This is a genomic window from Acinetobacter sp. SH024 (genome assembly GCF_000163635.1).
Lineage (GTDB): Bacteria > Pseudomonadota > Gammaproteobacteria > Pseudomonadales > Moraxellaceae > Acinetobacter > Acinetobacter pittii.
The window spans coordinates 291886-316201 of the sequence record NZ_GG753603.1 but is presented as its reverse complement, the minus strand read 5'-3'; the positions used below and the strand labels follow the sequence as shown (position 1 = coordinate 316201).

At 39.3% G+C, this 24316-nt stretch carries 18 protein-coding genes; 1 reads left to right on the top strand and 17 read right to left on the bottom strand.

The annotated features are described in order from the left end of the window. Positions 1-17: 17 nt before the first annotated feature. The 17 genes from HMPREF0013_RS20260 to HMPREF0013_RS20180 form a co-directional block, all read right to left on the bottom strand. Positions 18-1646: a PglL family O-oligosaccharyltransferase gene (locus HMPREF0013_RS20260; protein ID WP_005804542.1), complete on the bottom strand. Its 1629-nt coding sequence runs from the start codon at positions 1644-1646 to the stop codon at positions 18-20. A gap of 104 nt (positions 1647-1750) precedes the next feature. Further along, positions 1751-3064 carry an O-antigen ligase family protein gene (locus HMPREF0013_RS20255; protein WP_025464176.1) on the bottom strand — a complete coding sequence of 438 codons (1314 nt, stop codon included), beginning with the start codon at positions 3062-3064 and terminating at the stop codon, positions 1751-1753. A 56-nt stretch (positions 3065-3120) separates the two neighbouring features. Then, complete coding sequence (locus tag HMPREF0013_RS20250; RefSeq protein ID WP_005804539.1) at positions 3121-3540, bottom strand: pilin; 420 nt, start codon at positions 3538-3540, stop codon at positions 3121-3123. A gap of 347 nt (positions 3541-3887) precedes the next feature. After that, entirely contained in the window at positions 3888-4448 is a 561-nt protein-coding gene (locus tag HMPREF0013_RS20245) for a TPM domain-containing protein (RefSeq protein ID WP_005804538.1), read from the bottom strand. Next, positions 4442-5524 carry a TPM domain-containing protein gene (locus HMPREF0013_RS20240; RefSeq protein WP_005804537.1) on the bottom strand — a complete coding sequence of 361 codons (1083 nt, stop codon included), beginning with the start codon at positions 5522-5524 and terminating at the stop codon, positions 4442-4444. The genes HMPREF0013_RS20245 and HMPREF0013_RS20240 overlap by 7 nt, the downstream gene beginning before the upstream one ends. 24 nt (positions 5525-5548) lie before the next feature. Then, positions 5549-6139 carry a LemA family protein gene (locus HMPREF0013_RS20235; RefSeq protein ID WP_002117090.1) on the bottom strand — a complete coding sequence of 197 codons (591 nt, stop codon included), beginning with the start codon at positions 6137-6139 and terminating at the stop codon, positions 5549-5551. 130 nt (positions 6140-6269) lie between these two features. Further along, positions 6270-7157, bottom strand: a complete 888-nt coding sequence (locus HMPREF0013_RS20230; protein WP_025464175.1) for a metal-dependent hydrolase — start codon at positions 7155-7157, stop codon at positions 6270-6272. Positions 7158-7331: 174 nt separating this feature from the next. Next, entirely contained in the window at positions 7332-8753 is a 1422-nt protein-coding gene (locus HMPREF0013_RS20225) for a glutamate synthase subunit beta (RefSeq protein WP_005804536.1), read from the bottom strand. Between the two features lie 69 nt (positions 8754-8822). Continuing rightward, positions 8823-13298, bottom strand: a complete 4476-nt coding sequence (gene gltB / locus HMPREF0013_RS20220) for a glutamate synthase large subunit (protein WP_014207826.1) — start codon at positions 13296-13298, stop codon at positions 8823-8825. A gap of 461 nt (positions 13299-13759) precedes the next feature. Next, positions 13760-14629 (bottom strand): hypothetical protein, encoded by an 870-nt coding sequence (locus tag HMPREF0013_RS20215; RefSeq protein WP_005804534.1) that lies wholly within the window; start codon positions 14627-14629, stop codon positions 13760-13762. Between the two features lie 16 nt (positions 14630-14645). Continuing rightward, positions 14646-15728: a 3-dehydroquinate synthase gene (aroB, locus tag HMPREF0013_RS20210; protein ID WP_005804533.1), complete on the bottom strand. Its 1083-nt coding sequence runs from the start codon at positions 15726-15728 to the stop codon at positions 14646-14648. Between the two features lie 28 nt (positions 15729-15756). Beyond that, positions 15757-16326, bottom strand: coding sequence for a shikimate kinase AroK (aroK, locus tag HMPREF0013_RS20205; RefSeq protein ID WP_002116987.1), 570 nt, complete (start codon positions 16324-16326; stop codon positions 15757-15759). An 11-nt stretch (positions 16327-16337) separates the two neighbouring features. Further along, entirely contained in the window at positions 16338-18503 is a 2166-nt protein-coding gene (pilQ, locus tag HMPREF0013_RS20200; RefSeq protein ID WP_002116833.1) for a type IV pilus secretin PilQ, read from the bottom strand. A 62-nt stretch (positions 18504-18565) separates the two neighbouring features. Next, the gene (locus tag HMPREF0013_RS20195) at positions 18566-19093 is read right to left on the bottom strand and encodes a pilus assembly protein PilP (protein WP_005804532.1); all 528 of its coding nucleotides are present in this window, start codon (positions 19091-19093) and stop codon (positions 18566-18568) included. An 11-nt stretch (positions 19094-19104) separates the two neighbouring features. After that, the gene (locus HMPREF0013_RS20190) at positions 19105-19884 is read right to left on the bottom strand and encodes a type 4a pilus biogenesis protein PilO (protein ID WP_005804531.1); all 780 of its coding nucleotides are present in this window, start codon (positions 19882-19884) and stop codon (positions 19105-19107) included. Further along, positions 19881-20522 carry a PilN domain-containing protein gene (locus tag HMPREF0013_RS20185; protein WP_005804530.1) on the bottom strand — a complete coding sequence of 214 codons (642 nt, stop codon included), beginning with the start codon at positions 20520-20522 and terminating at the stop codon, positions 19881-19883. Before HMPREF0013_RS20185 ends, HMPREF0013_RS20190 begins: the two co-directional genes overlap by 4 nt. Further along, positions 20522-21580, bottom strand: a complete 1059-nt coding sequence (locus HMPREF0013_RS20180; protein WP_005067078.1) for a pilus assembly protein PilM — start codon at positions 21578-21580, stop codon at positions 20522-20524. The genes HMPREF0013_RS20185 and HMPREF0013_RS20180 overlap by 1 nt, the downstream gene beginning before the upstream one ends. Positions 21581-21741: 161 nt before the next feature. On the opposite strand from HMPREF0013_RS20180, the gene ponA reads away from it, so the two are divergent. Further along, positions 21742-24303: a penicillin-binding protein PBP1a gene (gene ponA / locus HMPREF0013_RS20175; protein ID WP_005804528.1), complete on the top strand. Its 2562-nt coding sequence runs from the start codon at positions 21742-21744 to the stop codon at positions 24301-24303. The last annotated feature ends 13 nt before the right edge of the window (positions 24304-24316 follow it).

Below are 24316 nucleotides of genomic sequence, written 5' to 3'. Positions count from 1 at the left end.
TATAGTAGGATTTTTTATTATTTCTCTTTTAGTAATTCCGATAGCGTTATTTTTTGCTTATAAAGATGTTGCAAAATAAATATTTGCTGCTGTGCCTGTTCTACTTTCCCGTTGTAAGCGAGCAATTTTGCGTATTTACGTAAGTTATATGGAGTAGGTTTATTCTTTATAAAATTTTCCCATTCAACCAAATCACCTTCAGATAAAATATTTTGGGGATTAAGTTCTATCCAACTTAAACGCTGCTCAAACTGTGTTAAAACAAAAATTTTACCACTTCCCATAAATTCAGCGTTTGGACGCTTATTATTAAAAAGCAAATTACTATTCAGAACATAGACATTGTAATCACGTAGAATTGCAATAATAAGCAATAAACTTACAACCCATGATAAGCGAAAAAGATGTTTGTTGAGGATAATTCCCTTAAGTACAGTAGTTTGTGCTTGTACAATACCCAGTAGGAATCCACAAGTAAGTAAGAAATAAGCATAGCGCTGTGGAAACTCTAACATGGCATGAATAAGCACTGTACAGACCATCATAATCGCTATAATCGAGATGGTATTTTTAGCCTGTTGATTTAACCAAATAAACCAGCAAGCAAAGTAGGTAATGATTACAGCACCCAAGGGAATACCATTCCAGATAATTAAATCAAGCAGTACATTATGTGCACTGGTAGTCCACTCTCCTGTTGGGAAAGCATGGTAAACTGTCATTTGTGCCACACTGGTTTGATTCCAACCATAACCTAACCAAGGGTGCTGCTGTACAGCAAGCAACATTTGTGACCAGATATTAAAACGCAAATACCCAGAGCTTGCTCTTTCAACCAAACCACTTGCTTCGGTTACATCAGTACTTGACCATGCTTCAATTAAATTAGTAGCAAATGGTAGAATTACACCAGCCATTACGAAAAAACCGACGCACCACAAAAAACCTTGAAAAACTCCAAATCTTTTTTGTTTCCCAAATTGTTTAACTCTCCAATAGATGAATAAAAATGGAAAAACGATCCATGATGTTCGTGACTGACTCAAGGCGATCGTAAACAGAATAATGAGGGCTGAAGGCAGGAGTAACCAGATGGTTGCCTTATTTTTTTCATATAGATACAAACATCCTAATAACCCAATAATTAAGAATGTTGCCATGTTGTTGGGTTGACCAAAATTTCCGTAAGGACGGTTACCAATCAGATGAAGGGTATAAATTAAATGTGATTCAATATTCAACCATTGAAAAATTGCTATAAGACTAGTTAATAGCGATGTAATAATTACTAATAAGCTAAAACCTGAAAAAATTTGATCTCTCTTTTTTTGATCTAAAGATAGGTTGTAGCCAGCCAAGACCATAAACCAAAAACCTAATAAGTAAAATGTACTTAATAAAGCCGTACTTAAATCAAAAACTAAACCAAAGCCCCACTGCACAATAGGAATTAAAGTAAATGGTAGCAACAATATCTGTGCTCTAGGAATTTTAATATTTTGTTGAAGTAAAGCAATTAATACACATAGCCCAGCCCCAAAAGTACTGACTTCACTTGAGAACATGACCCACGGGCTGTAGTGAAATGGAGACAACCATGCAAAACCCAACAGGATTGCAGCGAAGAACAGAAAGAATACTTGCATAGTGAGAGGCTAGAGACCAAAACTTGTGGGAATTATACATGGAAGCCTAAAAGAAAATGTATGAACTCCTTATGAAAAGATCTTGATAAAATGTACTTCAAAAGTTAAGGAATTTGCGAAGCTGGTACTAAGTGCTCAGCAGCACCATAAAACCAAAAATTTGGCGCCATTCTTCCAATATAACTACCACAACCCCAACACATTAAATCTTGTCCTAAATACATGATCGTAATGTAAAAAAATAAAGACCCCCATAAAGCAATTAGTAGTTTTGTAGCTCTATAAGGATATTTCAAATATTCTTTAGACTGCTCCGGCTGAGAAAAAGCAAATGCTAAAAATAATATACAGGCCATTTGTGAAGCGGGATAAACCATACTTCCTGAGAACATCGCATCAACTAAAATTGCAATTAAGCCAGCTTTCGTAATAGGTAAAGCATCCTTATCTCGAAATAACTTAACAACTTGATATATCATCCAAACTAAAAAAATACACCCAACTATTCCCCATTCAAAAATTAACCTTAAATATAAATTATGTATGTGATGTCCATATTTATATTGGATTTCTGAGAGATATCCTCCCCCAACTCCAGACCATGGCTTTTCTTTCCATTGCTCAAAAACAAAACTCCACATCTCTGCACGCATGGATGTCCCCACTCTCATTACGGTCATGGTATTTTTATCAGCGAAATAAATCGTAGTTTTATAAACTACAAAAGCAAAAAAAATGTAAATACAGCTTTGCAAAATGAGCTTTCGATTTTCTCGAGAGTAGATAACGAAAACTAACAATCCTGTCGCTACAGCAAGTAAAGCGGATCTAGCTCCATCAAAAAACCATGCTAGAGCAAAAAAGAAACTAGCAAATGGATAAAAGTAATGAATATATGGATACTTTTTATTTTTCAAAAAAATTAGAAAAAAGAATATAGGCACGATAATACTGTCATAAATTCGGATCGTGCCAGAGTTAAATTGCCAATCAAACCATTGTTTATATAAAATAAAATTAGCGATAGAGATGCAAATAAATAAACATGGAATAAATGCTGAAACAACGATCAATGCTAAGCCATGTTCTATATTTTTTACATTCTTTAAATCATATGGCAAAGCAGAAAATATAAATAGTAATGCTATCGCAGACCAAAGTTCTTGAAACTGAAAAATGCTATAAGTTGTTATCTGTATAGCAATTAATAAACCAATCAGAAAAAAAGTAATTTGAGTGGAAATTGAATATTCTATTTTTTTTGTAAAAATCAAAATTAACAAAGCAAATAGTGCCAATGGAAACTGTAATAAACGAAGTTCATCATATTGGAAAACTGACCAACCAATTTGATAACCTAATAATGCTGTAATGAGATAAATTCCTATTAGTAGGAACATTATATTTTTTTTCAACATATTTATTTTCTTCAATAAAAAAAGAGAGGTAGCAACCTCTCTTTTTTATTGGAATATTAAGATTGTGGGCACGATTTTGGAGCTAAATCTTTTTTATCATTATCTAGCCCAGATGTAGCACAAGACCAAGTACCAGCTTTATTTCTTGTCCAAGTAATAGTTGCTCCACGAACTTGAGAAGGCGCATTTAATACTGCACATGCAATAGTACCTGCACCTGCTGTCATTGTCGAAGTAATAGTACAATTAGAAGTTGTGCCTTGTAGACCGATATCTGTCGGTAATGTCCAATCTGAACCATCATTAATTTTTTGTTCAGCAGCGGCTTTACCAGCAGAAATTTCTGACAAACCAGCTGTTAATTTACCTCGTGCCTGATAATTACTATAAGCAGGAATCGCGATTGCTGCCAAAATACCAATAATGGCAACTACGATCATGAGTTCGATTAATGTAAAACCTTTTTGTGCATTCATAGCCTTTTCCCCAAAGATTGTATGTATGTTTTTATATAAGCTTTTTCAGCTATTAACTATATTGCAGCATCCATGCCAACTTTTATTTTAATTAAAAAACAAATACTTATATTAAATTCAACTATTCTTAAATATTAAACAGGTGTAAGTAAGTGACAAAAAATGTCATAAAAATTTTTATAAAAACATTTCACGTATTAAAAAAAATAAAATACACAATTCAAAGTTTATATTTATTTATGTGAACAAAATCTCTTTAAAAATAAATAAGTAGGTGACATTTTTTGTCAGTCACCTTAAAAAGTAAAATTATGAAATTAGCTAATACTGGAATGTTACAAGGCGAGTTAATTAAGAATAATCGGAGCATTCCCCAATTCATTGGATTGATCAGGCATGTTTTCGTCATAAAACCGCGACATCACTTCCCCAATTTGTTGTACGCCAATCACTACAGCTTGTTGATATTCTTTTTGCTTAAGCTTTTGTACTATTACTTCACAAATCTGTTGCCAGACTTGATCGTTAGTCGCATTTCTAATACCACGGTCAAATATAATTTCTACTGTTCGTTCACATAAATTTAGGTATAACAATACGCCACTATTTAAGGCGGTATCCCAAACACCTAATTCTGCAAATAATTGCTGTGCTCTTAAACGAGTATTTTGTCTGTAGGCTTGTGACACTGGAATATGGCCTTCAATTACAACCTGTATTTCTCCAACATGGCCATGTTCTGCTTGTTGTACAGCATCAGCAATAGCTTGCTTATCTTGTTTTGAAAAATAACGACTACTGGCAGGTAAATAGCATAGATGTTTAAACCAACGTTTTAGACTTGGCTCTACAGATTCCTCAATTTTTGGTTGAGTAATAATTTGTGTTGTTTCTGATGTTGTTACCATGAGCCTGAAGCACCTCCACCGCCAAAACGGCCTCCACCGCCACCATAGCCTCCGCCACCTCCGCCGAAGCCTCCTCCACGTCCACCACCGCCAGAACCACTTAAAATGGCCTGTAAAATAAGTTGGGCAATTGATGTAATAAGTAAAAAGAAAATACCAAAACCAAGTAGTAAGCTAGTGACTAGCCCCGCCCCATTTACAAATCCTGCTACCGCAGCAGCCACACCTGCTGTAGATGCACTAAGCGGACGACCAACAATAAACGAACCCACAATTCCAGCAACAAGAATAAATAAAGCCATTGTCAGCGTTGTCTGCTTGGCTTGTTGCTCCTCCGCAGCTTGATGTTGGCGTTCTTTTAAATCTTGAGCAGCTTGCTGTGCTACTTCTGGGTCAAGATTTAAAATTCTTCCGATTTCATCGATACCTGCACTCAAACCTTGTGCATATTGGGCTTGTTTAAAATAAGGTGTAATTTGGTTTCGAATAATCCGACTTGCCACAATATCCGGCAACACACCTTCTAGGCCATAACCAGTTAGTATTTGTATACGGCGGTCATTTACAGCGACTGCAATGAGTAATCCATTATCACGTTTAGATGATCCCAATTGCCATTTTTCACCAACACGTAATGCATAATCAAAGATATCTTCTTGGCCAGTGGTAGGAACAATCACAATACCAATCTGCGCTTTGCCTTGTTGGTATAAACTTAGAATTTTTTGATCAAGTTGCTGCTTCTCAGCTTCGCTTAAGATATTGGCTTGATCAATAACAGGCTGGTTTAAAGTTGGCAAACCACGAATTGATTCCCCATCAGCCATATCATTAGTAACTTGGACTTGAGGAGCAAGACTTGAAGCAGCTTGCCCCTCTAATTTAGTTGCAGCAGCTTGAGTTTGTTGCTTTTGAATAATTTTGCCAGCAACTATTGCATCAGCCTCATCGGTAGCAGTTGCAATATTACTTTCACTCCATGCCGTATTCTGAAAAAGAACACCACAACAGAGCAAAATTAAGGTCGAAATAAAGACCTTAATTTGCTTTGATTGAAGCAATAGAGTATTTCTCATACGGCACTCCTTTGATTTATAAAATTAATCAAAAGAAACTTTTGGAGCCTGTTGTGCAGATGCTTCTGCAGAGAAATTGGCTTTTGGATGCATACCAATTACTTTTGCTGTTACTGCCTGAGGGAACTGACGCACATATGAGTTATAGTCTTGTACTGTTGTAATATAACGATTACGTGCAACAGCAATACGGTTTTCAGTACCTTCAAGCTGAACTTGTAATTCTTGGAATTGAGTATTGGCTTTCAAATCTGGGTAATTTTCCGAAACAGCAATGAGTCGAGATAATGCCCCTGTTAATTGACTTTGAGCCTGTTGATATTTTTCAAGTAAAGCCGGATCTTCTAAAACTTCTTTATCAACTTTTAAACCTGCAACATTAGAACGAGCCTGTGTTACTTCGGTTAATACTTGCTCTTCATGCTTAGCATAGCCTTTAACGACGTTTACAAGATTTGGTACCAAATCTGAACGACGTTGATATTGGTTCTGTACTTCAGACCACGCTGCTGTTACAGCCTCATCTTTTACTTGTAGAGTGTTATAGCCACATCCCGAAAACAGTAAGGTACTGGCAAGTGTTGTTGCGATCGCAAATTGTTTCAACGTTTTCATCGGCACATTATCCTCAAGTTTTTCTTTATATTTTTAACCTCTTTACCTGATTGTATGATGAATTAGGCATTATTGTGTTGCTTTTATTTTATTGATTTTAAAAAACCGGACTTTTAAATCCGGTTATCTATTAGCTCAATCGCTGATCTTTTTCTTGTTCAAAACTTGCCATTTGATATTCTTCTGCTAAAGAGCTTTTCCAATAATTAACCATCCTGCCATAATCCTTTTGACTCGGATGAAAGTCTTTTTTGTAATATGCAAAGTATTCAGGCATTAACTGAACAAGCATCTTTATCAGTAAATATAATCCAAATAAATTACCCCCGATTTTAGGTAAGCTATTCCATTTATCTTGCCAAAATAAACGAGTTGTCCCATAAAAAGCGAGGCTCGCAAATCCTGTAGTGACGCTACGCATGAGTAAACGACGGATACGATCATCACCATATACATGTTGATAGACATCAAATGCAACTGAACGGTGTTCAATTTCTTCAATCGCATGCCATACCCAAAGTTTTAACGCATCTTCATCTAGGGTTTTTAATAACTCTGGATGTTGTAAAACATATCCCCCAAGTAAAGCAGTGAAATGTTCAAATGCACAGGTGAGTGCCAATTGCAGCTTAGGTGGAATTGTTCTTAAATATTTATCGCGCTCATTTAGCCAATTTTGAAAACTGTCCAGATTATAATCATCACGTCGCCAAGCTTCATTAAACTCACCATGTGCTTTGGAATGCATGGCCTCTTGTCCAATAAACGCTGCAATTTGCGCTTGTAGCTGAGGATCTGAGACTTTATCACGTACATTACGTACGCTATTTACAAAAAATTGCTCACCCACCGGAAACGTTGATGAGAGTGCAGTTAAAAAATGCGACATGAGAGGTGAATTTGCAAAATAGTGCCGCTTGATCGCCTTTGGATTAAATTCAAGACGACGCACTGTAATACCCAACGCTTTCCGACGATTTAAATATGATTTTTCTGCCGTCATACCTGCGATGTTCATATTCAACACCTACTGTATTGAAGAAGGAAGTTTCGAGTATGTCGCGAACTTAAAAAGCTAAAAAGGGCAAAAAAGCTTATTATATTTGCCAAAAACATCAAAGTGACTAATGGTAGACAATAAAAAAGCCTACTTGAAGTAGGCTTTTTTTGAGTGTTTTAACAAATTAATTTATTAAACACCAAGATAATCCAAAATACCTTCAGCAGCTTGACGACCTTCCCAAATAGCAGTCACGACAAGGTCTGAGCCACGTACCATATCACCACCAGCAAAGATTTTTGGGTTTGATGTCTGGAATTTGAATTCTTGCTTTTCAGCTGCGACAACACGGCCTGAACCATCAAGATTAATATTCACATTACCAAACCAGTCTGCTGGGCTTGGGCGGAAACCGAAAGCAAGTAAAACTGCATCAGCTGGTAATACTTCTTCAGAACCAGGGATTGGCTCAGGGCTGCGACGGCCACGACTATCTGGTTCACCCATTTGTGTCGTTACCACTTTTACGCCTGTCACTTTGCCGTTTTCACCAACGATTTCGACTGGTTGACGATTGAATAGGAATTTCACACCCTCTTCGTAGGCATTTTTTACTTCACGCGCAGAACCCGGCATGTTGCTTTCATCACGGCGGTATGCACAAGTTACATCGTGAGCACCTTGGCGTAAAGAAGTACGGTTACAGTCCATAGCGGTATCACCACCACCAAGAACAATAACTTTTTTACCATCTAAGCTAATGTATTCACTTGGATCTTTTTCCCAACCTTGGCAACGGTTCACGTTAGAGATTAAGAAATCAAGTGCATCATAAACACCTTCAAGATCTTCACCCGGGAAACCACCTTTCATGTAGGTATAAGTTCCCATACCCATGAATACCGCATCATATTCTGCAAGTAATTCATCAATCGTGATGTCTTTACCAATTTCAGTATTTAAACGGAATTCGATGCCCATACCTGTGAAGATTTCACGGCGGCGTTTCATTACATCTTTTTCCATTTTAAATTCTGGAATACCGAATGTAAGTAAGCCACCAATTTCAGGACGCTTATCGAATACAACTGGTTTAACGCCACCGCGAGCTAGAATATCCGCACAGCCTAAACCAGCAGGACCAGCCCCAATAATTGCAACTTTTTTGTCAGTCCATTTTACGCCTGACATATCTGGACGCCAGCCCAAAGCAAAGGCCGTGTCATTGATATATTTCTCAGCATTACCAATGGTTACTGCACCAAAACCATCATTTAAGGTACAAGCACCTTCACACAAACGGTCTTGTGGGCATACGCGACCACATACCTCAGGTAGTGTATTGGTTTGATGACAAAGCTCAGCAGCTTGGAAAATTTGGCCTTCAGCGATCAGTTTTAACCAGTTTGGAATGTAGTTATGTACAGGACATTTCCATTCGCAATATGGGTTACCACAACCTAAACAACGGTGAGTCTGATTAGTAACAGTTTCCGATGTAAAAGGCTTATAAATTTCCACAAATTCTGCTTTGCGGACAGTAATATCTTTTTTCTCTGGATCTTGGCGTGGTACATCCAGAAATTGAAAGTCATTATTTAGGCGTTCTGCCATGTCTCTCTCCGTGGGTAGGCGCGGATTTCCTTGTTGCCCGCACCTGCCTATGTCTTTGCAGTCGTGGAATTATTGTGGGTCAGCTTGTGTTGTTTTCAAAAGCGTTTGCAAATTAGCAGCTTTTGGTTTCACAAGCCAGAATTTACGGCTGTAGAAATCGAACTCATTGCGGATTTTATAAGCCCAAGCACTACCAGTTTCTTTGATATGCTCATCGATAATACGCAACAAGAACTCTTTATGATCTTCCATAGATTCTGTTGAAATACGATTTAAATCAATCAATTCGTGGTTGTAGTAATCTACGAAGTCATTATCGAGGTCAAGTACATAAGCAAAACCACCAGTCATGCCCGCACCAAAGTTATGGCCTACTTTACCAAGTACAGTCACAACACCACCTGTCATGTATTCACAGCAGTGATCACCCGCACCTTCGATTACAGCAAATGCGCCAGAGTTACGAACTGCAAAACGCTCACCCGCTGTACCTGCTGCGAAAAGCTTACCGCCAGTCGCACCATACAAACAGGTATTACCAATAATTGCTGTGTTTTGTGTTTGGAAAGGCGAACCTTGTGGTGGGAAAATCGAAATACGACCACCCGCCATACCTTTACCTACATAGTCGTTTGCATCACCTTCAAGACGGATGTGTAAACCACCAGCATTCCAAACACCAAGAGACTGACCAGCTGTACCAGTTAAGTTCATTACAACTGGATGTGCTTCCATACCCAAGTTGCCGTAGCGACGAGCAATTTCACCCGAAACACGAGCACCGATTGAGCGGTCACAGTTCACGACGTTGAAGTTGAACTGACCACCAGCGCTTGACTCAATTGCAGGAAGCATTTCAGCGACCATTCTCTCAGCCAATACACCTTTATCAAATGGTGCATTACCTTCTACTTGACAGTATTGTGCTTTACCTTCAGCAGAAGGATGAGAAGTTAACAGAGCACTTAAATCAAGGTGAGCATGTTTTTCAGTTTCACCCGGCAATACTTCAAGCAAATCAACACGACCAATTAAGTCTTTCAATGAAGAAACACCTAATGCTGCCAACCATTCACGAGTTTCTTCCGCAATAAAGTGGAAGAAGTTGATAAGCATTTCTGGCTCGCCAATATAGTGCTCTTGACGTAAATGATCTTGTTGAGTTGCAACACCGGTTGCACAGTTATTTAAGTGACAAATACGGAGGTATTTACAACCTAGAGCGATCATTGGTGTTGAACCAAAGCCGAAACTTTCAGCACCTAAAATTGCTGCCTTGATTACATCAAGACCAGTTTTTAAACCACCATCAGTTTGTACACGTACTTTTCCACGCAAGTCGTTTACACGAAGTGCTTGATGCGCCTCACTCAAACCTAATTCCCATGGAGAACCCGCATGGTGAATTGAAGAAAGTGGAGATGCTGCGGTTCCGCCGTCATAACCTGAAATGGTAATGAAGTCTGCATACGCTTTTGCAACACCAGCAGCAATCGTACCTACACCCGGCTCAGATACCAATTTCACCGATACCATTGCTTTCGGGTTAACTTGTTTCAAGTCAAAAATTAACTGAGACAAATCTTCAATTGAGTAAATATCATGGTGTGGCGGAGGTGAAATTAGCGTTACACCAGGTACCGAGTAACGTAAACGTGCAATTAAACCATTTACTTTACCACCTGGTAACTGACCGCCCTCACCTGGTTTTGCACCCTGAGCAACTTTAATTTGCAATACTTCAGCAGAAGTTAGGTATGCAGGAGTTACACCAAAACGACCAGATGCGATCTGTTTGATTTTCGAGTTACGAATTGTGCCGTAACGAACAGGATCTTCACCGCCTTCACCAGAGTTTGAACGACCGCCAATCGTATTCATCGCGATTGCAATTGCTTCATGTGCTTCTGGAGAAAGAGCACCTAAAGACATACCTGCCGAGTCAAAACGAGGCAAGATATCTTCAACCGATTCAACTTGCTCAACTGGAATTGAGTTCGTTGTTTTTAACTTAAATAAGTCACGAATAGTCGCTACTGGGCGGTTATTCACCAGCTCAGCATATTCTTTAAAGTCTTCGTATTTACCAGAGCGAACGGCTTTGTGTAATGCATTAATTACATCTGGGTTGAACGCATGATACTCTTTATCAAATACGAATTTGAGCAAACCACCCTGATCAATTGGCTTACGATTTGACCAAGCTGTCGCTGCTAATTTTTTCTGGTCTTTTTCAAGATCAGCAAATGTTGCGCCCTGAATACGACTTGGAACACCTAAGAAACATTGATCAACAACTTCAGATGACAAACCTACTGCTTCAAAAAGCTGACCGCCGCGGTAAGAAGCAACTGTAGAGATACCCATTTTTGAAAGAACTTTTAATAGGCCTTTCTCAATACCTTTACGGAAGTTTGCTTGCGCATGAATTGGGTCACCTAAAAGCTCACCTTTAGCGATCAAGTCATTGATCACGTCATATGCAAGATATGGGTAAACTGCGGTTGCACCAAAACCAAGTAATACCGCAAATTGATGCGGATCACGTGCAAAACCAGTTTCAACCATAATGTTTGCATCAGTACGCAGGCCAGTTTTGATGAGGTAATGATGTACCGCACCTGTTGCAAGTGCTGCGTTTGCAGGTAATAAACCTTGGCGGATATTTTTATCAGTTAAAACAATTAAAGTTTTACCATCACGAACCGCTTGCGCCGCTTCTTCACAGATACGCGTGATCGCAGCTTGCAAACCCTCTTCTTCGGCATAGTTTAAATTGATATCAACTGCTTCATAACCCGGACGCTCAATGCTACGGATTTGCTGCATTTTTGAATTTGACAATACAGGGCTAGAGATGATGATACGATCAGCATGCTCAGGGCCTTGCTCAAATACATTCTGCTCACGACCCAAACAGGTTTCAAGCGACATTACAATTGACTCACGTAGCGGGTCAATTGGCGGGTTTGTCACTTGAGCGAACTGTTGACGGAAGTAATCTGTTACGTGGCGTACTTGACGAGACAATACAGCCATTGGCGTATCATCACCCATAGAACCAACAGCTTCTTGTCCACTTTCAGCAATTGGACGTAACAACTGGTCGCGCTCTTCAAATGTCACCATAAACATTTTTTGAGCCGCTTTTAAAGCGTCGCCAGTTAAGCCTTTATCGACTAATTGTTCTTCAAGTTCTGGGTTTGCATTTAAACGAATCGCATGATCACGTAACCACTCACGGTACGGACGCATGTTTTTCAAATGTGTACTAACATCTTTAGTATCAAGTACTTTGCCTGTTAAGGTATCAACTACCAAAATTTGGCCAGGACCTACACGACCTTTAGAAACTACATCTTCAGGCTCATAACCCCAAACACCGATTTCAGATGCCAAAGTAATGTAATCATTTTTGGTAATTACCCAACGCGCAGGACGCAAACCGTTACGGTCAAGCATACAGATCGCATGACGGCCATCTTGAATAACAAGACCAGCTGGGCCATCCCAAGCTTCCATATGCTTAGAGTTGAACTCATAGAATGCACGTAAGTCTGCATCTAAAGTTTCTACGTTTTGCCAAGCTGGTGGTACGAGCATACGTAAGGCACGGAATAAATCCATACCACCACCAACTAAGATCTCAAGCATGTTATCTAAGCTTGAAGAGTCCGAACCCGTACGGTTAACGATTGGGTTAAGCTCAGTAAGACCTGGTAATAATGGGTTTTCAAATTTAGGAGTACGCGCCAACGCCCAGTTACGGTTTGCTGTAATTGTGTTGATTTCACCATTATGAGCAAGGTAACGGAATGGTTGAGCCAACGGCCAACGCGGCAATGTATTAGTAGAGAAGCGTTGGTGGAATACCACGATATGTGATTTTAAACGCTCATCAGCTAAGTCTGTATAGAACTCAGCAATTGCAGCCGGCATCATCAAGCCTTTATAGCTGATTACTGTCGAACAAAGCGTAGTCACATAGAATGACGGATCATTTTGTAATTGTTGTTCTGCACGACGACGTGCCAAGAATAATTTACGGTTAAATTCAACTTCAGTTACGCCCATTGGACAGTTCACAATGACCTGTTCAAAAGCTGGTAAAGATTGAAGCGCAATTTCACCTAGTGCATCGTTATTTGTAGGGACAACACGCCAAGCCAGTACACGTAGGCCATCTGACTCGATTTCTTTCGTTAAAATATTTTTAGAATGTTGCGCTAATGCCGGATCAGTATTTAAAAATACAGTACCCACAGCAAAAATTTCACTCAGTGTAATATCACTCAGTTTTTTTGCTTCATCACGGAAAAATTGCTTTGGCATCGCCAATAATAAGCCGCAACCATCTCCCGTCTTGCCATCTGCGGCAATACCACCACGGTGCGTCATGCAACTTAAACTGTGAATCGCGGTTTCAACTAGATGATGACTTGATTCACCCTTCATATGGGCAATCAGTCCAAAACCACAGTTATCCTTAAACTCATCAGGTTGATATAAACCTTGAGCGGGAGCTACAGTATTAGGCGATGGCATGTGCATAGCGTACCCTTCTTTCAATAAGGCTCTTTCGAGCGTCAAACAAACAACTTCTTTTTGCGATAGTGCCTACGGACGACAGTTAGCTCAATGTTTCACAAAAAAAATTTTTGGGCTGATAAGCCAATATACGCTGTTCCATTTTTACGTACACTGGTTTTTGCTAGAAAAATGTTTTGACTTATTTCGCACTCTTTTAAAGCAGTTCGACCCCTCGACTCTGCATAGAATTTACTCTTTAGAGCGCTAAAATAGTTTACAGCACATTAATAAGCACAAGAATAAAGCAAAAAATATGCCAATGTTATTTTTTGCAATTAAGTATTTATAATTATTGAAAATAGATTGATTTTATTCGCGTTATCATTTTAATAAATGACTAAATATGCACCACAGGTGATCAAAAAAAATATATAACTATTATTATTGCACCATATCTGTGCAACACATCCTTATAATTAATTACCTCTTGTGCCCTCATTTGTTGCATTTTTTACTGAAGGTTCTATTGTACGATTCTGTTGAGTCTTTTTAGCCATATCAACTGCCGAATTAGACTGATGTACATCTACAACATTCCCCTCAGCATCTCGACGAATAATCGTTGTACGAGTTGTAGAGTTTGTTGCTGGAGCCGCCACTTTAGGTTGTGTAGCCACACCGCCCCCTATAAGTAAAGACTCATCAATTTTAGGCAGAGCAGCTGGACGTAACCGCACTTCATAAGTTTGGCTAATACCACCTTTCATTTCATCCGCACCTAAATCATTGACTAATGGCGCATAGGTCGAAAATTGTTGCGGCTGAGGTTTAATTGATTCAGGTAAATCAAGATTAAGTTGGGTTAACTGCTGAATTGCATCTTCAGAACGTTTAAATACACCATATGTCAAAACATATTGTTCAGATTGCTTATCTCCGCTTAAACGGAAGTAGATAAATTTATTCCGTTCTGGACGATTTTTTAAAAAGTTTTTAATAATATCTTCATCAGACGCACGGAAAAGCTCAAGCGTCCATTGTTTCTTGTTTTCATTAATAAATTTTGTACCGCGGAACTCTGCCTCATGTTGACCAGAAGCAACCGTACGGGTTGTTAAATCAAGAGGTCTAACTTCATCAGCTAAAGCCCCTAAATTAGCTGTTGTTGCCACCTTCTCTGGCTGAATTTGCACTGGCGCATCCGAATCAGCTGATTTTTCAACTTCAACCAGCTTTTTACTATCGGTCATTACCCAAAAAATAAAAGCGAGCAACAAGCAGACGATACCACCCACCAACCAGATATATTGTTGAACATTCTGCCAAAGTGTACGTGATACAGTCATGTGTTACCTTAATTTATTATCCGTGTTGATTTGCCAAAATAGCTTGTTTCATGAGTTCAACATCAAAGTCTTTAGTAATTACTGCTTGCCCAAGTTGCTTTAACAGCACTAAACGTAATTGACCATTGAGAACTTTTTTATCATGCGCCATATATCCAAGGAATTCATCCAATGGAATTTTTGGACATGATATCGGCAAATTAGCGCGTTGAATAATTTTTTTTGTACGCTCTACATCATCGCTTGAAATCCAACCTAAACGTTGTGATAAATCAGCCGCCATCACCATGCCTGTCGCTACTGCTTCACCATGCAACCAAGTGCCATAGCCAAGGTAAGATTCAATCGCATGACCGAAAGTATGACCCAAGTTGAGTAAAGCTCGTTCGCCTTGCTCTTTTTCATCGTTAGCAACAATACGCGCTTTATGAGCACATGAACGATAAACAGCTTCTGCTAAAAGTTCAGCATCTCGCCCAATTAACCCATTCATATTCTGCTCTAACCAAACAAGAAAATCAGCGTCACCCAACAAGGCATATTTAATGACTTCTGATAATCCAGCAGATAATTCTCGATCTGGTAAAGTATCGAGTTGAGCCATATCAGCCAAAACAACTTGAGGTTGCTGAAATGCGCCTAGCATGTTCTTACCAAGAGGATGATTAATCCCCGTTTTACCACCCACACTTGAGTCTACTTGTGAAAGAAGTGTAGTCGGAACCTGAATAAAATAAACACCACGTTGGAAACATGCTGACGCAAAACCAGCCATATCCCCGATAACACCACCACCCAAAGCTAAAACCGTACAATCACGATTAAAACCAGCTTCAAGTAAAGCATCAAAAATTAAATTTAGATGTTGAATATCTTTATATTTCTCACCGTCTGGCAAAATACAAGTCGCTACAGTTTTACCCAAACTTTTTAAAGCTTCTTGATAATGAGACAAATATAAAGGAGCGACCGTTTCGTTACTCACGATCATGACCTGTTGACCATGAATATAAGGCTCAAGCAACTGCTTAGGATCAAGTTGACTGCCAATAAAAATAGGATAACGGCGTTCGCCTAATTCAACATGTAAAGTTTGCATGAGTTTATAAAACCACAAGTAAGTTTGGCTATTTTAGCGGGTTGGACAAAATAAGTTGCAAAATCTTTTGAGCAAGATCACGAGCAGCACCCTGATTGGTTTCAATCGTGTAATGCGCAACTTCACGATATAAAGGATCACGTATTTTCAACAAATCACGTAATTTTTGTTCAGGGTTTTCAACTTGTAATAGAGGTCTATTTTTATCGCGGTAAGTTCGTTGTAATTGTAGTTCTACAGGAGTGTAAAGATAAACAACAATACCACGTTGCTTTAGAAATTCGCGGTTGGGTGCTTGAGTAATTGCACCTCCACCTGTCGCCAACACTAAGGCTTTACGGGAAGTCAACTCATTTAACACTACGGTTTCACGAGTGCGAAATCCAAACTCCCCTTCTTTCTCAAAAATCCAGGGAATAGTGGCACCTGTTTTGCGTTCAATTTCATGATCACTATCTAAAAATTCACGCCCTAATAGTTCGGCTAAATGACGTCCAACGGTTGTTTTTCCTGCCCCCATGGGCCCTACCAAATAAATATTTGGCAGGGTTTCAAACGCTTTGCTTGGCAAGGCGCCACCTATTTCAATTGCTTTCATTAAAAAATATATTAATGATTTCTCACCAAAGTGTCATTAACAATTCGTGGCGTAACGAAAATCAGTAACTCTTGCTTATCATCAGATTTCTGATCTTTCCTAAATAGGCGTCCAATTCCCGGTAAATCCCCAAAGAAAGGAACTTTGGTTTGAGAGTTAAGGGTTGTCTGCTCAAACACCCCTCCTAAAATGACTGTCTCACCATTATTCACCAACACATTTGTCTTGATATTATTTTTATTTAGGATCAATTCACCATTAGGAGCCGCACCCGAAACCGAATCCTTTGAAATATCCAATTTCATTTGAATTTTACCATCAGGCGTAATACTCGGGGTAACATCTAGGCTTAATAGTGCATCTTTAAAAGAGGTACTTGCTGTAGCACCAGCAGCAGAATTAGTTGTAGTTTGATATGGGACCTGTTGACCTGTTGCAACTTTTGCAGGCTGTTTATCTGCAGTCATTACTTTAGGGGTAGAAATAACCTCACCATAGCCATCAGCTTGTAATGCAGAAAGTTCAAGATCAAGCATAAAATCAGACATACTAATCAAGCCAAAGGCAATACTCCCAGCCGGATTGGTTACACCTAAATCGACATTTAAGTTATCTGGACGTTCAATCGTGTATTTATAACCACCCGTAGTCTCATCCTTTTTGGGCTCTCGTAAATTCCACAAGGTCGTTTCACTACCACCAACTAACAAATTATTATTGTTAGTGATCCCTTGCGATAATATACCCCATTTAACACCGAGCTCTTTGGTAAAAGAAGTAGATGCTCTTACAATTCGCGCCTCAACCATAACCTGTTTAACTTGTACATCCAACAGATCAATCATTTTACGAATTTGATCAATCGACTGAGCCGTATCATTAATAATTAAGGTATTGGTACGATCATCTTGAGTAATTGTTCCACGGGGACTCAATAAACTTCCTACATTATTACCTAAACTATCAACACCAGTATTTAAATTAGTAGATGTAGAATTTCCACCATCAGATGTGCGCTGCATACCATTGCTATTATTTGAGCCTTGAGTAATTAAACTCATAATATCCTGAGCTTGCGCATATTTAAGTTGAATATACTCAGTTTGTAATGGGGCTAATTTCACGCTCTGTGCAACAGCTTTTGCTTCTTCTTCTTCAGCCTTGATCAGTTCCGCAACTGGAGCAATCCAAATTACATTTCCATTTCTGCGTTTATCTAAATTTTTAGTTTTTAAAATAATATCAAGTGCTTGGTCCCATGGTACATCTTTTAAACGCAAAGTGATATTACCTTGCACACTATCAGCCGCGACCATATTAATGCCAGTAAAATCAGCAAGTAACTGTAAAACGCGACGAACTTCAATATCTTGAAAATCGAGAGAAAGCTTATTACCAGAGTAATTAGGCGTCTTATATAAAGAGGTTACATTTTTGTCCTGCGGACGCTTGAGGCTAATGGTTAATTTATTTTCTGCCTGATACGCCATATATTCATAGCTACCAGTAGATTGAATCGTAATAACGCCATTGCCTTTTTCATTATAAGATTCAATGGTCGAAACAGGCGTCGCAAAATCATTTACATTTAAGCGTTTAGCTAGATGTGTAGGAATTTTAGAGCCTAAAGTTCTTACTACAACTTTGCTACCTTGTTGTTGCACATCAACAGGGGTATTACCTCCCAACAGGTCAATAACGATAAGGCCTTCCCCTTGACTACCGCGTTGGAAGCCGATGTTTGAAACACCTTGGGTTTGCATTGCACTTGCTGATACAGGTTTAGCTACAGCTTGCGCAGAATTAATCTTTAAAATAAAAGTGTTGCCTTCAATACGAGTTGTAAAAGCACCTGCCTCTTTCAAATTTACAGTTAAACGTGAACGCTGATCATCGGAGCTTACATCGACCGAACTCGCTTCATTCGTTCCAATCGCTACTTTTGACTGTATTAAATTCTGCTGCGCTTTATTAAAATCTAAAATCAAACGTGAAGGATTCTCAAGCTGATAGGCCTGTGGTTGCGGTGGCAAGCCATTAAATATCACTCGAATTTCTGTTCCCTGACCCGCTATTTGCATCGGTACAATATTAGTCATGCTGACCTGTGCAGATGCAACCTGCATAATTGCAATCGCCACAGCTCCCATAGAAAACTGACGGAATACGTGATTCATTGTCTAACCATCCCCAATAAATAATCTTTAAAAATAATTTTTTCTTTGTTATTCCCTAAATTTTAGGGTGCGGGTCCAATTAACACTAAGGTTCTTGGTCTCTCCACATAGCCTTCTCGCCCATCAGGGACAATCTCCACCAGATCAATCTGAGTAGGACCAATATGGGTAATTCGACCTTGATTCATCCCGATATAGTTCCCTACCTGTACTCGCTCAATTTGATGATCAGGTGTTTGGATCAGAGCCATGACTTGCCCACGGCTGTTACGCATACTTCCTTTCATATTTAAGGACTCTAATGCATAGCTTTCGAGTGGCTGTGATGCACGTGAGAAATTCGGATATACTCGTTTCCCCGCCATAATTTTGAGCTCAGCAGCAAGTGAGCTTGGTAAAAATGGGCTCTTTAACTGATGGGCTGCATAATTAAATTGTGGCACAGGCGTAAAAACAGGCGCTGGTTCTATGGCTTGTGGTGGCTGATTACGTATATCGGCCATTTGCTGATTTACGGCGTCGATTCTAGAGTCGCATCCAACCAGAACCAAGCCTATCCCCAGAGAAAGTAAAATTTTCTTTAGTTTCATTAGTTATCCTCCTACTTTCGCTTTGACTTCTTTATAGAAGGAATATGTACATTACGGCTATCGGAGGCGTTTATCTGACTTTCACCATTTATCACTTGAGGATCACTATTATTTTGGTTTTCAACCGCACCCATATAGCGATAAGTTTTTGCTTTGATAGAATAATTAAGCACAGGAATATCTGATTTACCATCCTTAACAGGAGCAGCCTCAACAATAAAATCATGTATCGTCACAATACGTGGTAATGCCGCAATACTGCTAACAAAAGCACCGAAAGCGTGATAATCCCCAGTTGCTTCGATAGTAATAGGCTGTTCAATAAAAATTTCCTGCTTCACTTCATCTTCTAAGCGGATATTTTTAAACTTCAGACCAGAATTCACCCCCGTTAAGTTAATATCTTCAACTAAACTTGGAATTTCGGTTTCTTTTGGCAATTGTTCTAACTGCTGATTGAAGTTGGCTTGCATCTCTTGAAGTTGAAGCTGGTATTGCTGCAAGTTGCGTAATTTTGAGTCTTTTTCTCGAAACTCATTTAATAAATTACTTTCTTGTGCTTGAGCATTATCAATTGCTTGTAGCTTTGGTTGAATAGCAACAAAATACCCTAAAGCCAATACAGCAAAGAAAATAAAAATCCAACACGTAATTTTCACAGATAATGGCCAGCTGCCATAACTGTTCATATCGAGCGTGTTAAATTGCTGAAGAAATTTTTCTAAGGTGATCTTTTTTTTCTTAGATGGAGCTTGTTCTAAAGACAGCTCATGAAGTTCATCAGGACTCATTTTGCCACCTCCTTATCCGTACCTATAGACGTATTGGCGGTATCATCTGTTGTAGTCACCCCCATTTCCCCTACATCAACAGTAACAACAAAACTGCCATAGCTATCTTCAACTCTAGGAAGCAAAGAACTGACAGCCTTATCTTTTTTCTCTTCGGTCGCCAAGAAAGAACTCATAAAAGCGTTGCGATACCATGGCGATGCTTCGAGATTACGTAATAACTCTGCAACTGTATTTGGACTTTCCGCTTTACCTTCAATCGTAAATTTATCTCCGGTTCGACTGAATTTAGTCAAATACATGGCTGCCGGGGTCACACGTACTAATTCATCCACCAAACGTACAACGACCGGACGCTGGCTTTGCAAACCTTGAATGAGCTTCATACGCTCAATAATTGCGTCCCGCTGTTCTTGCAAGCCATTTAAGGTTTTAAGTTGTTGATCTAGATTCTGGTTTGTACTGATGATGAGCTGATTTGCTTGTTCTTGATCATTTAATTTTTGATTCAAATAAAACCACCCTGCAAATACAGTGGTTATCCCCAAAATAACGACCCCAAAACATAAAATAATAAATTGTTTTTTACGCTGCTCCCTAAGCCCATCACGCCAAGGGAGTAAATTAATTGTTGCCATTAATCAAAACTCCTTAAAGCCAAGCCACATGCCACCATTAATGAAGAAGCATCATTTTCAATTTTTTGAACGTCGACTTGAGGAGAGAAACCCATTTGTAAAAATGGATTGGCAATAGTGACTCGGTAACCGAGTTTCTGCTGCAACAATTTAGCAAGCCCTGGAATGTTGGCATTGCCACCCGCTAGCAAAATATGGTCAATTTCATTGAATTGGGATGAAGAGAAGAAAAATTGTAGAGATCTAGCAGCTTGCTGAACTACAGCATCTAAAAATGGTTCTAAGATTTCGATGTCATAATCATCTGGCAAAGAACGTTCTTTTTTAGCGCGTCCCGCTTCTTCTAATGACAAACCGTAACGGCTTTGAATTTCCAAAGTAAGCTGTTTACCGCCAAAGACTTGTTCACGGGTATAAATGATTTTGCCATTTTGCATAACCGATAATGTGGTCATGGTATGGCCAATATCTAAAATACCAATGGTATTTGCACCCATGGGTAAGCTATCAGCAAACACACTAAAAGCACGCTCGACAGCATAACTTTCAACATCAGCAAGCTTAGGCGTTAAATCAACCAGTTCCAGTACTTCTACGCGTGTTTCAACATTTTCTGTTCGTGTTGCGACTAAAAGTACATTCACACGATTTGGATTCGGCAGTCGATCTGGTAAAACCTCAAAATCAAGGCTCACCTCATCTAAAGGGAACGGTATATATTGCTCCGCATCTAATCGAATCTGAACTTCACGTTCATCATCGTTCATATCTGCATCCATTTCGATGGTTTTATGAATAACCGTCGATGTTGGAACAGCAATTGCAGCGTTAGTGGTGTGGGGATTTGCTAAATTCATCGCCCGTTCCAAAGCTTCTGCAACTGCTTCTGGATTCAAGATATTTTTTTCAACTACACTGTTCTCAGGTAAAGGCGTTAAAGCATAGCTTTCTACCCAATATTTACCGTTCTTAACAGAGAGCTCTAACAACTTAACAGAAGTCGAACTAATATCGACACCCATTAACCCCTTATTCGGTTTACGATATAACCTGAGCACACTATTGTCCTATTATTTTTTTATCCCCAAAAAAAATTACAAACCAATAATCTAGGTCTTTATTTTTACACGGATACAATATCTCATCTAACAATCCGCATGTCTAAAGGCTATACTGACCACAATTAGTTTGTATTCGATCTTATTAAAGCTTACTTATCATGAAAAAGCTATCCAGTTTGGGCTTCGTGCGTCCAATTTTTTTGATCATTATTATTATCTTAGTCTCACTTCCGATGGGCTTTTATGGCATGTATCTCTATATCGCCCCATCGCTTCCAGAAATGAGTTCACTAAAAAAAGCTCCCCTTTTAAAACCATTACAGGTCTACACTTCAGACAATCAACTGATTGCCGAGTACGGTGGTAAGCTTTCTATTCCGGTTGAATACAAACAAATTCCCCCTGCTTTTATTCATGCATTTTTAGCAGCAGAAGACTCTTCTTTCTTTGAACATAGCGGGATCAGTTTTAAAGGTTTAGGTCGTGCTTTGAGCGAAAGTGTGACGGGTTCAGATGTGCAAACTGGTGGTTCAACGATCACCATGCAAGTTGCAAAGAACTATTATTTGAGTCCAGAAAGAACTCTAAAACGTAAAATAACCGAAATCTTTTTGGCTCGAAAAATTGAGCAAAATTTATCCAAAGAAGAAATTCTCAGCCTCTATGTGAATAAAATCTTCTTAGGGAAAAATGCGTATGGTATCGCGGCAGCAGCTAAAATTTATTATAACAAAAGCATTAATGAGCTCAGCATTGCTCAAATGGCAATGATTGCAGGTTTGCCCAAAGCACCTTCTAAATATAACCCTGTAGTTAATCCTGAGCGCGCACTCGAACGACGCAACTGGATTTTAGGCCGTATGTTACAGCTGGGTTATATTTCTCAAGCAGAATATCAAAAAGCAGTTGCAGAGCCGATCAATTTAAATATGCCCAATCGGGATTTAAATAATATTCATCCCTATGCTGGGGAAATGGTTCGTTCAGAACTTGTAAAGCATTTTGGTGAACAAGCCATTGATTCTGGTTATAAAGTCTACACAACAATTAATGCTAAACGCCAAGCGATTGCAGAAAAAGCTGTGCAAGATGGTCTTGAAGCTTATGATCGTCGCCATGGCTGGCGTGGTGCAGAAGCACATGACAAACCGTTAACTGAATTTAGAGCATATGCCAACACCTATCCTGCACAAGTTACTAAGGTAAATAGCAGCTCTTTTGAAGCATTAATGCAAGATGGCTCAACCGTTACGGTTCAATGGTCAGGCATGTCATGGGCACGCCCCTATCGCAATGCAAATAGCGTAGGTGGCGCTCCTTCACGTGCATCTCAAATTGTTAAAGTTAAAGATATTGTTCGTTTACGCCCAAACGATAATAAAACCGCATGGTCTTTAGTTCAGGTTCCAAAAGTTCAAGGTCAACTCATTGCAATTAACCCGAATGATGGTTCAATTGAAGCAATCGTAGGTGGCTACAACTTCTACCAATCAAAATTTAACCGTGCCTTACAAGGCTGGCGTCAACCGGGTTCTACAATCAAGCCATTCCTCTATGCTTTAGCATTAGAAAGAGGTATGACCCCGTATAGCATGGTGAATGATAGCCCAATTACGATTGGCAAATGGACACCGCGAAACTCTGATGGGCGTTACTTAGGTATGATCCCATTACGTCGTGCTTTATATTTGTCTCGTAACACTGTATCAGTAAGACTTCTACAAACAGTAGGGATTGAACGTACTCGCCAATTATTTATGGATTTTGGTTTACAAGAAGATCAAATTCCACGTAACTACACTATTGCCTTAGGTACTCCTCAAGTATTACCAATTCAAATGGCAACTGGTTATGCAACGTTTGCAAACGGCGGCTACCGTGTTCAACCGCATTTTATTCAACGTATTGAAGATGCTTACGGCAAAGTCATTTATGAAGCCAAACCAGAATACGCATGTATTCCATGTATTAATGCACCTGACACAACGGATGATGAGCAAAAACCTAAAACAACTGATGATGAAGTCATTGAGGTTACGAATAAAGATATAGAACAGAAAGAAAACGCAGCTAAGCAGCTTAATCTTAAACAGACTGACAAAAACAACAGTCAATATCGCCAAGCTCAACGTATTTTAAAATCAAGCTCTGCTTATGATATGGCGAACATCTTACGTGATGTAATCGAGCATGGTACAGGTCGTGCTGCACTTAAAATTGGCCGTAGTGATTTAGGTGGTAAAACAGGTACTACGAATGATGCAAAAGATGCATGGTTTGCAGGCTTCAATGGCAAGTTAGTGACCGTAGCATGGGTTGGATTTGACCAACCGACTACGCTTGGCCGTCGTGAATATGGTGGTATTGCCGCATTGCCGATCTGGATTAACTTTATGGGTCAAGCATTGCAAGGTACGCCAGCAGCTTGGGTCCGTTTAGATAAAGATGCTAAAGGTCCTATTTCACGTGACCAACAAGAAACCACAACAGAAGTAGCTGATAAGAAGACTTATCGTGCGGCTCCACCACTAGCACGTCCGCTCTATCGACCAGCACCGCCACAACCAAAACTAAGCAATGACAATGACTTTTCCGATTTACCAGGTGAAGAAATTGTTATTCCGTCAAAAGCTGCGCCTCCTGCCATGAGACCTTCACAGGAGTCCACTCCTAAGCGAGAAAAAGATGAATTAGAAAATCTGATTAATCAGATTGAATAGCAAAAAAAAGAGA

What these genes read in the sequence shown, in the direction of transcription:
- HMPREF0013_RS20260 (WP_005804542.1), bottom strand. Translation starts at nt 1,646, where the DNA reads ATGCAAGTATTCTTTCTGTTCTTCGCTGCAATCCTGTTGGGTTTTGCA.
- HMPREF0013_RS20255 (WP_025464176.1), bottom strand. Translation starts at nt 3,064, where the DNA reads ATGTTGAAAAAAAATATAATGTTCCTACTAATAGGAATTTATCTCATT.
- HMPREF0013_RS20250 (WP_005804539.1), bottom strand. Translation starts at nt 3,540, where the DNA reads ATGAATGCACAAAAAGGTTTTACATTAATCGAACTCATGATCGTAGTT.
- HMPREF0013_RS20245 (WP_005804538.1), bottom strand. Translation starts at nt 4,448, where the DNA reads ATGGTAACAACATCAGAAACAACACAAATTATTACTCAACCAAAAATT.
- HMPREF0013_RS20240 (WP_005804537.1), bottom strand. Translation starts at nt 5,524, where the DNA reads ATGAGAAATACTCTATTGCTTCAATCAAAGCAAATTAAGGTCTTTATT.
- HMPREF0013_RS20235 (WP_002117090.1), bottom strand. Translation starts at nt 6,139, where the DNA reads ATGAAAACGTTGAAACAATTTGCGATCGCAACAACACTTGCCAGTACC.
- HMPREF0013_RS20230 (WP_025464175.1), bottom strand. Translation starts at nt 7,157, where the DNA reads ATGAACATCGCAGGTATGACGGCAGAAAAATCATATTTAAATCGTCGG.
- HMPREF0013_RS20225 (WP_005804536.1), bottom strand. Translation starts at nt 8,753, where the DNA reads ATGGCAGAACGCCTAAATAATGACTTTCAATTTCTGGATGTACCACGC.
- gltB (WP_014207826.1), bottom strand. Translation starts at nt 13,298, where the DNA reads ATGCCATCGCCTAATACTGTAGCTCCCGCTCAAGGTTTATATCAACCT.
- HMPREF0013_RS20215 (WP_005804534.1), bottom strand. Translation starts at nt 14,629, where the DNA reads ATGACTGTATCACGTACACTTTGGCAGAATGTTCAACAATATATCTGG.
- aroB (WP_005804533.1), bottom strand. Translation starts at nt 15,728, where the DNA reads ATGCAAACTTTACATGTTGAATTAGGCGAACGCCGTTATCCTATTTTT.
- aroK (WP_002116987.1), bottom strand. Translation starts at nt 16,326, where the DNA reads ATGAAAGCAATTGAAATAGGTGGCGCCTTGCCAAGCAAAGCGTTTGAA.
- pilQ (WP_002116833.1), bottom strand. Translation starts at nt 18,503, where the DNA reads ATGAATCACGTATTCCGTCAGTTTTCTATGGGAGCTGTGGCGATTGCA.
- HMPREF0013_RS20195 (WP_005804532.1), bottom strand. Translation starts at nt 19,093, where the DNA reads ATGAAACTAAAGAAAATTTTACTTTCTCTGGGGATAGGCTTGGTTCTG.
- HMPREF0013_RS20190 (WP_005804531.1), bottom strand. Translation starts at nt 19,884, where the DNA reads ATGAGTCCTGATGAACTTCATGAGCTGTCTTTAGAACAAGCTCCATCT.
- HMPREF0013_RS20185 (WP_005804530.1), bottom strand. Translation starts at nt 20,522, where the DNA reads ATGGCAACAATTAATTTACTCCCTTGGCGTGATGGGCTTAGGGAGCAG.
- ponA (WP_005804528.1), top strand. Translation starts at nt 21,742, where the DNA reads ATGAAAAAGCTATCCAGTTTGGGCTTCGTGCGTCCAATTTTTTTGATC.